Origin of the sequence: Rhodoferax sp. (assembly GCF_037143375.1) — a bacterium.
Lineage (GTDB): Bacteria > Pseudomonadota > Gammaproteobacteria > Burkholderiales > Burkholderiaceae_C > Rhodoferax.
Genome location: NZ_JBAWYV010000114.1, coordinates 1 through 10581, shown reverse-complemented (window position 1 = coordinate 10581; position 10581 = coordinate 1). Strand labels below are relative to the sequence as shown.

Genomic DNA, 10581 nt, shown 5'->3' with positions numbered 1-10581 from the left:
TATGGATGTGCGCCGACTGCGCGGCCTCGATCACCTGCTCGCGCGTGGCGCCGGGTTTGCCGTAGGCGATGTTGTACTCCACCGTGTCGTTGAACAGCACGGTGTCTTGCGGCACGATACCGATGGCTTGGCGCACGCTGGCTTGGGTGACTTGCTTGATGTCTTGCCCGGCGATCAGAATCTGGCCGCTTTGCACGTCGTAAAACCGGAACAACAACCGCGCCAGCGTCGATTTGCCGGAACCGGACGGACCCACCACCGCCACGGTTTTGCCGCTCGGAATCTCAAAACTGATGTCATGCAAAATCGGCCGCGCCTCCTCATACGCAAAGTTGACGTGGCTGAAGGTAACGCTGGCACCGTCCACTTTGAGTGGCAGCGCACCCGGCGCATCGGCGATTTCGCGGTCACGCTCGATCAGGGTGAACATCTTGTCGAGGTCGGTCAGGCTTTGTTTGATCTCGCGGTACAGCACGCCCAAAAACCCGAGCGGAATATAGAGCTGGATCATGAACGCGTTGACCATCACCAGATCGCCCAGCGTCATGCGGCCATCGACCACGCCTTGCGTGGCACGCCACAGCATGGCGATCAGGCCGGTGGCAATAATCAGTTGCTGGCCGGTGTTGAGCAGGCTTAACGTGCGCTGACTTTTGAGGGCGGCCAGGCGGTAACGCTCCAGGTTCTCGTCATAGCGTGTGGCCTCGAACTCTTCGTTGTTGAAGTATTTGACGGTCTCGTAATTGAGCAGCGAATCAATGGCGCGGCTGTGCGCCTTGGAATCCAGCTCGTTCATGACCTTGCGAAACTCGGTGCGCCACTCGGTCACCAACACCGTGAAAGTGATGTAGAACACCAGCGCAATCAGCGTGATCCAGGCGAACCAGACGTCAAACTTGACCGCCAGCAAGGTGAGCACCATGGCGACTTCGATCAGCGTCGGGATGATGCTGTAGAGCGAATAGGAGATCAGCGAATTGACGGCCCGCGTGCCACGCTCGATGTCGCGCGTCAGGCCGCCGGTCTGGCGCTCCAGATGAAAACGCAGGCTTAAAGCGTGCAGATGGCGAAATACCTGCAACGAGATGCTGCGCGAGGCGCCCTCGGTGGCCTTGGCAAAAATGAGTTCGCGCAACTCGGCAAACAGCGTGGTGGACAGGCGCAGCAAGCCGTAGGCAAACAGCAGCGCCACCGGCACCACCAGCAAGGCCTGGGCATCAAGGCCACCTTTGGGGTTCATGGTGTCAATCAGTTGCTTGAGCAACAGGGGCACGCTGACGTTGGCGGTTTTGGCACCCACCATGAACGCCAGTGCAGCCATCACGCGGTATTTGTACTCCCACAAATAGGGAAACAGGCGGCGCAAGGTGGCCAGGTCAGAACGGGGGGCGGCGGGGTTGGACGCGGTCGCTGCGTCATGGTGAGAGCCGGAACGGCGCATAAGGGACAATCCTGAAAAGTAACTCTCCCGATTGTGCCCATGTCTACAAACCCCAGTCCGAACCCTGTCATGCCTTGCCGCCCGGCCAATGTCTTGCTGCCCACCGACCAGGAGTTGGTGCTCAAGGTCATTCCGATGCCGCGCGACTGCAATGCCAATGGTGATATTTTTGGCGGCTGGGTGATGGCGCAGGTCGATCTGGCCGGGGCGGTGATTCCGGCGCGCTATGCCGGCGGCCGCATGACCACCGTAGCGGTGAACGAATTCATCTTCAAGCACCCGGTGCGGGTGGGCGATATTTTGTCGTTTTTTGGCAAGTTGACGCGCATTGGGCGCACCTCGATCACGGTCAAGGTCGAGGTCTTTGCCGAGCGTTTTCGGTCGCAAGGCGAATACATCAAGGTGACCGAAGCCTCGCTCACTTATGTGGCGGTGGACGAGGAAGGTCGTCCGCGCGAAGTACCCAAACAGACCGCCTGAATTCGCTATTATTTAAATAGCTGCTTACGCAGACAGCACGGGGGCTAGAGACCTATTCTTCATTATTTCCGACTGGGCTTGGTAGAAGGCGATGAAGGCCGCCAGCGGCATCGGTTTGGCGTAGTAATAACCCTGGATTTCATCGCAGTGCTCTTGTTGCAAGAACCTGAGCTGCGCTTCATGCTCCACGCCCTCGGCCGTAACCGCCAGGCCGAAGTTCCTGGCCAGCCCCATGATGGCGCGGGTGATCGAGACGCTGTCGGGGTTGTCGGGCAAACCATCGACAAACGACTTGTCGATCTTGAGCCGGGTGAACGGCAGCTTTTGCAGATAGCTTAAAGATGAGTAACCGGTGCCAAAGTCGTCAATGGCCAACTGCAAACCCAGCGCCCGAAACGCGTGCAGCGACTCAATGGCCAAGCCAGAGTCCTTGGCAATATAGCTTTCGGTGATCTCCAGCTCGATTTGCCGGGATGGCAAGTCGTTTTTCTCAATCGCCTGACGCAGCACTCCCAGCAAATCGTGCCCCCGCAACTGCACGTTGGAGACATTCATGCTGAGGTGCTGCAACTCTATCTGCTGGCGGTTCAGGTAGGCCAAATCAGCGCAGGCTTGCTGGATGACCCAGTCCCCAATCGCCACAATTTGGCAGCTCTCTTCCGCCAGGGCGATGAACCGGCCCGGGGGCACAAAACCGTAATCAGGGCTGTTCCAGCGGATCAAAGCCTCTGCGGCTACCACTTGGCCGGTGACGGCACTCACCTTGGGCTGGTAATGCAACACAAACTGGTCGCCCGCTTCAATCGCCAGTTTCAGGGCGTGAATCATGTCGGCCCGGTCGCTGGCACGCTCAGACAGGTCGGCCGTGAAAAAGCAGAAGGTGTCGCGCCCGTTGTCTTTGGCCTTGTAAAGCGCCAGGTCTGCGTGCTTGAGCAGCGACCCGTTGTCCGCCCCGTCGTGTGGGTAGCGGGCAATGCCGATACTGGCGGTGACGCTGATCTCATGCTCGCCACAGATAAACGGCGCATGAAACAGCGCCAGATACGCCGCCACGATGCGCGCCACATCGGGCTGCCCGCTGACGTTCTCAATCAACACGGTAAATTCATCGCCCCCGATACGCGCCAGGGTGTCGCCCGGTCGCACGTTGCGTTGCATGCGCTGGCCAATTTGCATCAGCAGTTGGTCCCCCACGGCATGCCCCAGCGTGTCGTTAACCAGCTTGAACTGATCCACATCCATGAACACCAGCGCCACTTCACCCTGCCGGGTTTCTGCCGCCGCGAGCGCCTGCAACAAGCGCTGTGAAAAGTCCCGGCGGTTGGACAGGCCGGTCAAGGCATCGTGGTTGGCTCGGTAGGATTCATCTCGGCGCGATTGCTCCAAGGCCGCTTCGCGCTGCGCCACCGCCAGCGCCAGCGTGTTGACACTGAAAGACACTTCTTCCAGTTCGTCACCGGTGGCGAGGGTGTGCATCTCGGCATAGTTACCTTGCTTGATTTGGCGAATCTGTTCCATCAAGCGCGCCAGAGGACGCGCCAGACTACGTTGAAACATCTGACGCATGAACAGCAACACACCGGTCGTCAAGGCGAGCAGCAGCAGGAAAAACTCAACCCGCTGGTTGTTCACCAAGGCGTTTTCGCGGGTCTTGTCGAGGGCCACCGTGAAATAAACCGGACTACCCAGCGTGTCTTTTTTCATCACCCCCAAGTACTGGTCTGGCGACTGGGACACGCTCAGGGACTGAACGTCCGAGCGACTTGCCAGCGAATGCGCTTGCGCGGCCAAAGGACTCTCAAAGGCGTGCGTCAGCTTGGCATCCATGTCCTTTGAAAACTGGGCGAAATAAGCATCGTCCAAAACATAGGACAACTCAAGATGGGCAACACGCCGGTTGGTCATGGCGTCAAAAACATTCTGGTGACTTTTAACGACCAACTGCTTGCCCCGTCGCAGGTACGTGATCAACCCTTCTTGTGCTGATTTTTCTTGTGGGTGATTTGCCACATGCAACTGGGTCAGGTCGTCGTCTTTAGGCAACTCGGCGCGGCGAAACTCGCGCACCGTTTCCAGACGTTTGAGCAACTGCGGTTGTCCCTCAACAAAAGTCACGTAGCCTAACTGATATGCCCCCGCTTGCTGGCCGGCAAAAGCGATCAACTCATCATCCGCACCATACAGCGCCATGTCGCTGTTGAGGGACAGCTTGACGCGCGCCAGCAATTCAAGGGTTAGCGTCTTTTTTTCTTCATCAATCAGGGCAACGCTGTAGCTGGACTTATCCTGGTAGCGGTTGATCAGCTCGACTGAGGCAATCAACTGCTCATTTTTGGCGGCAAACGCAGCGCCCTCTTTGAGCTCCTCCTCAATGCGGCTGAGGTTGTAGTCCAGGCGCTGGTAAACGTGCTGCATACGCGCACGGGTCGTTTCAAGAAAACTGGCACGCAAAAAAACATCAAAATAAACACCCAGCGCGACCACCGTCAGTACCACGGCCAGTGTGACGAGGAGCGCCAACCGGTTACTGAGTTGCCGTCGCAGGCGTAAAAAAATATCCACGGAACAACTAAACGTTAAAAGATGGGGGAGACCTGTTCCACATTGTCACGCGTCACCAACTTGACGGGAATCACCACATGGCGCGACACAGCGGTTTTGGCGAGCAGCTTTTGCGCCACTTCCACGGCCATGTTGCCGCCCAACGGAAACAGAACCGAGCCGGTTTGGGTGCCATTTCGAATGGCATCACGCGCCTCACTGGTGTAGTCACAGCCCACGCTGACGAGCTTGCGCAGGTCTACCTTCTGGTTTTGCAGGGCCATACGGGCGCCACTGAGCATGCTGTCGCTTTCGGAAAAAATGGCGTCCACCCGAACACCTTGCGCCAGCAATTTTTCCATTTCCAGCAGCGCGTCTTTGCGCAAATAATTTCCGGTGCGCTTGATAACCTTGAGGCCCGGGTATTTCGCCATCACCGCCAGGAAGCCTTGACTGCGCAAGTGCGTCACATCGGCGCTTTGCAGGCCCTCAAACAAGAGCACAAGTCCTTTTCCCTTGAGTTTTTCGGCAATGAATTGAGCGCCGATGGCACCAATCTGCACATTGTCTGAATTGATGAAGGTGCTGTAATCCTGCCCCTTGATGCCCCGGTCCAGCACAATCACCGGAATGCCTGCTTTATAAGCCTTGCTCACCACCGGCACCACGGCTTGCTCGTCGTTGGTGCCCAGCACCAGCACATCGACTTTTTGCGCGATGAACTGCTCGATCTGGCGAATCAGCAGCGAAGTCTGACCCTGCGCATCAGAGTAAACAAAGCTTAACTCCGGATGGGCCGCCACGGCGTCACGCACCTCATTCACCTGGGCCAGTCGAAAATCGTTTTTCAGGGTGTCCTGGGCAAACGCGATGACCTTGGGCGCCGCCGGTTGGGCCGCCACGTTGGCAGTCAAACACAGAACAAAGATCAGGGAAGCAAAGCGAGAGAGGATCATGAAAGTATCCTGATTCAATCAAAAGTTTTATGACGTTGCAAAGCGTAACACGGGCAAACCAAGGTTTCCACCTCAAACATCAGGAAACAATGTATGCCGCTGACCCGGTCGAGAGCAGCTTGCCATCGGCCCCTGAAAACTCCATGCGGGTCGAGGCCACACGGGAGCCCAGGCGCATGACTTCGGCCCGCAATTCAAAATATTCGCCAATGCCGGGGCGCAAATAGTCGATGCGCAAATCGATGGTGCCCAACTTGCCAAAGCGGTGCAGGCGCTGGGTGGGGGTCTCATCCATGTGGCGCGCGCCGATGGCGGCCATGACGGCCAGACCGCCCATGGCATCGAGCCCGGCGCTGATCACGCCCCCGTGAATCCGGTTGTGGGCGTAATGGCCAATCAGGGTCGGTTTCATGTCGATGCGCGCCCGCACCACGGTGGGCGTGAGTGTGATGATCTTGAGGCCCAGCACCTGGTTGAAAACAATCATTTCTTCAAAGATTTTTTTCAGACCCGCCACGAATTCATCTTCAAACACGATGCCAGGGGCAGCAACAGGGGAGTGAGTCATCAGAAATCCTCAAGAAACAAAGCCAGCAAGCCGCGCCGGACGGCGCGTGGACTCTGAGTCTAACGAGAACTCAATTCGCGTAGGCCGTGAAGATATCGCTGAAACTGGTGTGGTTTTGCTTGAATATTTCCAGGATGACGGGGTCAAAATGCGAAGGCAGCGTGCGACCATCACCCACGGTGATGATGTTTAACGCCTTTTCATGGTCAAAAGCGGGCTTGTAGGGCCGTTTGCTGCGCAGCGCGTCATAAATATCGCAGATGTTCATGATCCGTGCCGACAGTGGAATTTCCTCGCCCTGCTTGCCGTTGGGGTAGCCTCCTCCATCCCAGCGTTCATGGTGGTTAAGCGCAATCTCTGCCCCCATCTGGAGATAAGGCGACTTGCTTTTACCCAGAATCATGGCGCCCATAGCGGCGTGCGTCTGCATCACGGCCCACTCCTCCGGGGTGAAACTACCGGGCTTCAACAACACCTGGTCGGGGATGCCGATCTTGCCAATGTCGTGCATCGGACTGGCGTAAAAGATGCTATCCACATAGTCTTCATCGAGGTCGAGCAATTTCGCCACGGCACTGCTGTAGTAGCTGATGCGCTGGACGTGCGCACCCGTGTCTTCGTCCTTGTGCTCTGCCGCACGCGTCATGGTGAAAATAGTTTCTACATAGCCCTCGTGAAGTTCAGCGGTGCGTTCCATGACGCGTTTTTCCAAAAGATTGTTTTGACGCGTCAAGGCCTTGTGCAGCAAACGCACTTCCAGCATGTTGTGAACCCGTGCCAGCACTTCGACCATGTCAAACGGTTTGGTCACAAAATCCTTGGCGCCAGCGTTCAAGGCACGCAACCGGTGCTCCGGTTGGGCCGTGATGACCAGCACAGGCAGATACCCCGCCTCGATTTCCTTCAAACCTTCCATCACCTGAAATCCATCCATGCCAGGCATCTGCAGGTCCAGCAGGATCAGGTCATAACGGTTGGCCGCGTGCAGTGCGCAGACTTCACTTGAAACAAGGGTCGACGAGACCGCCGCATACCCTGAACCGCATAGCATGCGCTCCAGCAAAATCACATTGGCGGGCTGATCGTCGACGATCAGAATTTTTGCCTGAAGCAGGTCGGGCATGCCTTTCATGCAACACCTCCAAGCGACCCGTCAGCGCTCTGGTCCCGTAGAAATACAGTTTCCAGATAGCCACCATTCCCGTCTTCCTTCACCAACTTTAATTCGCCGCCAAAGGCTTCAAAGATCCGGTGCGCCACTACCGGCGCCAGCCCCATGGGTTCAGCCGCAGAGGTAGAGCGTGATTGGGAGCTGATGACAAAAAATTCGTCCACTTGCTCGCTGTTTAAGGCCAGTGCGTCCAACTCAATGCGCACACGCAAACGCTGTGCATCAACAGTGCCGCTCAAGTGCACCTCCAACTTGCTGCGACTGAAGGCGGCACCCAACAGGACCATGGTACGCAGGGCTTTCCTGAGCAGTGGCTGGTACCCCTTGATGACAAATGCGTCCACAGCGGGCGAGGGGGTGATAGAAACCTGCACGCCAGGCAGCGCGTCTTTCACCTGCCGGAGCAACTCTACAAAACGCACAGCCACCCGAAATTTGGGGGTGAGGTTATCCATGTCAGCGATCAGGCTCAGGTCATCGAGCAGGTTCACCATGCGCTCGGAACTTCTGGCAAACAAGGACGCGTAGCGGGTTCGCTTGTCCGAGGGCGGGCAGAGGTCAATCAGCAGATCGCCCAGGCCGAGAATCCCATTGGCTGGCGTGCGCATTTCATGCGAAATCATGCCCATAAAGTCATCCTTGAGCCGGCAGAGTTCCTGCACCCGCTCATAGGCCATGGCCAATTCCTGGGTGCGTTGCGCCACCAGTAGCTCCAGGCTATCGTTTTGCGCGCTGAGTCGGCGTTGCAGGTGCCGCAAGCTCAGGTGAGTCTCTACCCGAGCGTAGACCTCGCTGAGCTGAAACGGCTTGGTCACATAGTCCACCCCGCCCACACTAAACGCCTTGACCTTGTCACTCGCATCCTGCAGCGCGCTGATAAAAATGACAGGAATATCCTTCAAGGCGGCATCGGCCTTGAGCTGCTCGCACACCTCATAGCCCGTCATGTGCGGCATATTGATGTCCAACAAAATCAGGTCAGGCGGGTCACTGCGAGCCGCCTGCAGCGCCAACTCGCCGTTGAGCACCGCCTGCGTCTGGTAGCCGCGGTCTGAGAGCATTCGCACCAGCAGTTCAACATTGGCAGGCGTGTCGTCCACCACCATGATGCGGGATGTTGGGAAGGCTTGAACGGGGGTCATAACTTGTATCTCTCAGTCAGTTCCAGCGCCGCATTCAGCGCCGACATAAATTCATCGACCTTGATCGGCTTGGTGAGGTAACGCAAAAATCCGGCCTCATTGCCTTTTTTGATGTCACTTGGCATGGCATTGGCGCTGATGGCCAGTGCCGGAATATGGGATGTCAGCGGGTCTTCGCGCAACAGTTTCAAGGTCTCATAACCATTGATGCCTGGCAGGTTGATGTCCAGCAGGATCACATCAGGCACCTCTTGGCGCGCCAGCGCGATGCCACTGCGACCGTCAACCGCCGTCAGCAGGCGAATATCAGGGTGGCGCTCGATGATTTTCTCGACCAGTGTCATATTGGCCGGGTTGTCTTCCACATACAGCAAGGTGCGTACCTGCATTCGACTCAGTAGGACGGGCCGTGACAGCGTCACGACGCTGCTTTCAAGTGGGGCAGCAGGCGCTGTCGCCGACAGCAATTCAAACCAGAACACGCTGCCCTCCCCCACTTTGCTTTCCACGCCAATGGTGCCGTCCATCAACTCCACCAGTTGCTTGGCGACCACGAGGCCGATGCCAGTTCCTTCCACGCCGCTGCCCTCCTGGCCAAGTCGGTTGAAAGCCTGAAACAACTGCGACAGTTGTTCAGGGCTCAGTCCCTTGCCGGTATCGCGGATGCTCACGCGGATGCGACCCTCGGTACCCGGCGTGCATGTCACTTCAACCGTGCCCTGCAAGGTGTTGTATTTGATGGCATTGGTCAGCAAGTTGATGAAAATCTGCTTGAGCCGGGTTTGATCGGCCGCCACAAAATACGCAAGATCGGCCGGAGGAAAGACCATCGTGATGGCCCGCTGCTGCGCCTGGTTCTCAAACATGCTTTGGCATTCTGTCAGGATGGCAGCCAGCGCCACCGGCTCTTTTAACAACGGAATCAACCCGGACTCAATTTTTGTCAGGTCCAGAATCTCGTTGATCAGTTTGAGTAAATGCCAGCCAGCCCGCAAAATCTGGGCAATGCTTTCTGTTTGTCTCGGAGTGGGTGGTGGCGTTTCCGACTCCATCAACTGGGCAAACCCAAGAATGGCATTGAGCGGGCTGCGCAGTTCATGGCTCATGCTGGAGAGAAAATCCGACTTGGCGAGGTTGGCCTTGTCCGCCACCAGGCGGGCACTTTCAAGCTCAACATTTTTCTCATGCAGCACCCAGTCCAGGCGTTTGCGCTCAGTCACATCACGCGCTGCAGCAAACACCCCTTGCAGGTTCCGGTCGCGGTCATAAAAGGTGCTTGCATTGAAGGAAACCACCGTTTCCATCCCGTCCCGGGTACGCGCAGTGAGCTCGTAGTTGTTAACCTTCTTTTCAGCCAGCGTCAAGTTGATGGAATCCTCGGCACGCTCGGGTTCGGTAAAGTATTTCTTGAACGGTGCGCCAATCAACTCGTCGCGCGTGCAATCCGTCAACAGCTCCATCTGCTTGTTGACGTCGGTGATGATGCCCGCCGGGTCGGTGGTGATGATCGCGTCAATGTTGGATTCAATCAAGGAGCGGGTGTAAAACTGCTGATCCCGCAAGCGCTGGTCAAGTTTCTTGCGCTCCTCTTCAATCTGTTTGCGGGCGGTATTGTCGGTACCAATCAGCAGGTAGCCAATGATGGCTTCCTGATCGTCACGCAGCGCCGTAACCGACACCACCGCCGGGAAGCGGCTACCGTCCTTTCGGATGTAGGTCAGCTCGTAAATATCTTCAATCCCGCGTGAGGCTTTGAACACCAGTGCCTCAAAGCCCGGCGTGATTTCGGTGTCGAGTTCCGTGCTCAAGGTCTTGGCACGGGCAATGATTTCCTTCGGGTCCGAGATGTCAGCCGGGGTGCTCTGGTTCATCACCTCGGCAGCGGTGTACCCCAGCATGCGTTCGGCCCCGACGTTGAAAATCTGGATCACGCCCTTGGCATCGGTCGCAATGCTGGAGAAGTTGGCGCTGTCAAAAATCGCTTTTTGCAAGGCCCCGGCCTTCAGCAAGGCCTCTTCCGCTTCCTTGCGGGCGGTGTTATCGGTACCAATCAGCAGGTAACCAATGATGGCTTCCTGATCGTCACGCAGCGCCGTAACCGACACCACCGCCGGGAAGCGACTGCCGTCCTTTCGGATGTAGGTCAGCTCGTAAATGTCTTCAATACCGCGTGAGGCTTTGAACACCAGCGCCTCAAAGCCCGGCGTGATGTTGGTGTCGAGTTCCGTGCTCAAGGTCTTGGCACGGGCAATGATTTCCTGCGGGTCCGAGATGTCAGCCGG

8 protein-coding genes are annotated in these 10581 nt (G+C 57.1%); 1 reads left to right on the top strand and 7 read right to left on the bottom strand.

Features of this window, described 5'->3' with window-relative positions:
- Window positions 1-1441 (bottom strand): ABC transporter transmembrane domain-containing protein (locus WCG50_RS14435; RefSeq protein ID WP_336900302.1); only part of this gene is annotated, 1441 nt, incomplete at its 3' end.
- Window positions 1442-1480: 39 nt separating this feature from the next.
- Between WCG50_RS14435 and WCG50_RS14430 the strand changes: the two genes are divergently transcribed.
- Window positions 1481-1921 (top strand): acyl-CoA thioesterase, encoded by a 441-nt coding sequence (locus tag WCG50_RS14430; protein ID WP_336900301.1) that lies wholly within the window; start codon window positions 1481-1483, stop codon window positions 1919-1921.
- A gap of 24 nt (window positions 1922-1945) precedes the next feature.
- On the opposite strand, the gene WCG50_RS14425 is transcribed toward WCG50_RS14430, so the two are convergent.
- The 6 genes from WCG50_RS14425 to WCG50_RS14400 all read right to left on the bottom strand — a co-directional run.
- Window positions 1946-4483, bottom strand: coding sequence for an EAL domain-containing protein (locus WCG50_RS14425; protein ID WP_336900300.1), 2538 nt, complete (start codon window positions 4481-4483; stop codon window positions 1946-1948).
- A 14-nt stretch (window positions 4484-4497) separates the two neighbouring features.
- Window positions 4498-5418 carry a substrate-binding domain-containing protein gene (locus WCG50_RS14420; RefSeq protein ID WP_336900299.1) on the bottom strand — a complete coding sequence of 307 codons (921 nt, stop codon included), beginning with the start codon at window positions 5416-5418 and terminating at the stop codon, window positions 4498-4500.
- A gap of 79 nt (window positions 5419-5497) precedes the next feature.
- On the bottom strand, window positions 5498-5986 hold the full coding sequence (locus tag WCG50_RS14415; RefSeq protein ID WP_336900298.1) for a thioesterase family protein: 489 nt from the start codon (window positions 5984-5986) through the stop codon (window positions 5498-5500).
- 70 nt (window positions 5987-6056) lie between these two features.
- Window positions 6057-7118 (bottom strand): HD domain-containing phosphohydrolase, encoded by a 1062-nt coding sequence (locus WCG50_RS14410; RefSeq protein WP_336900297.1) that lies wholly within the window; start codon window positions 7116-7118, stop codon window positions 6057-6059.
- Window positions 7115-8299 (bottom strand): response regulator, encoded by a 1185-nt coding sequence (locus tag WCG50_RS14405; protein ID WP_336900296.1) that lies wholly within the window; start codon window positions 8297-8299, stop codon window positions 7115-7117. The genes WCG50_RS14410 and WCG50_RS14405 overlap by 4 nt, the downstream gene beginning before the upstream one ends.
- Window positions 8296-10581 (bottom strand): PAS domain S-box protein (locus tag WCG50_RS14400; RefSeq protein WP_336900295.1); only part of this gene is annotated, 2286 nt, incomplete at its 5' end. The genes WCG50_RS14400 and WCG50_RS14405, both read right to left, overlap by 4 nt.

Excerpts from the sequence above, each read along its gene's own strand:
- WCG50_RS14415 (WP_336900298.1), bottom strand. The coding sequence starts at position 5,986 with ATGACTCACTCCCCTGTTGCTGCCCCTGGCATCGTGTTTGAAGATGAA.
- WCG50_RS14430 (WP_336900301.1), top strand. The coding sequence starts at position 1,481 with ATGTCTACAAACCCCAGTCCGAACCCTGTCATGCCTTGCCGCCCGGCC.
- WCG50_RS14405 (WP_336900296.1), bottom strand. The coding sequence starts at position 8,299 with ATGACCCCCGTTCAAGCCTTCCCAACATCCCGCATCATGGTGGTGGAC.
- WCG50_RS14420 (WP_336900299.1), bottom strand. The coding sequence starts at position 5,418 with ATGATCCTCTCTCGCTTTGCTTCCCTGATCTTTGTTCTGTGTTTGACT.
- WCG50_RS14410 (WP_336900297.1), bottom strand. The coding sequence starts at position 7,118 with ATGAAAGGCATGCCCGACCTGCTTCAGGCAAAAATTCTGATCGTCGAC.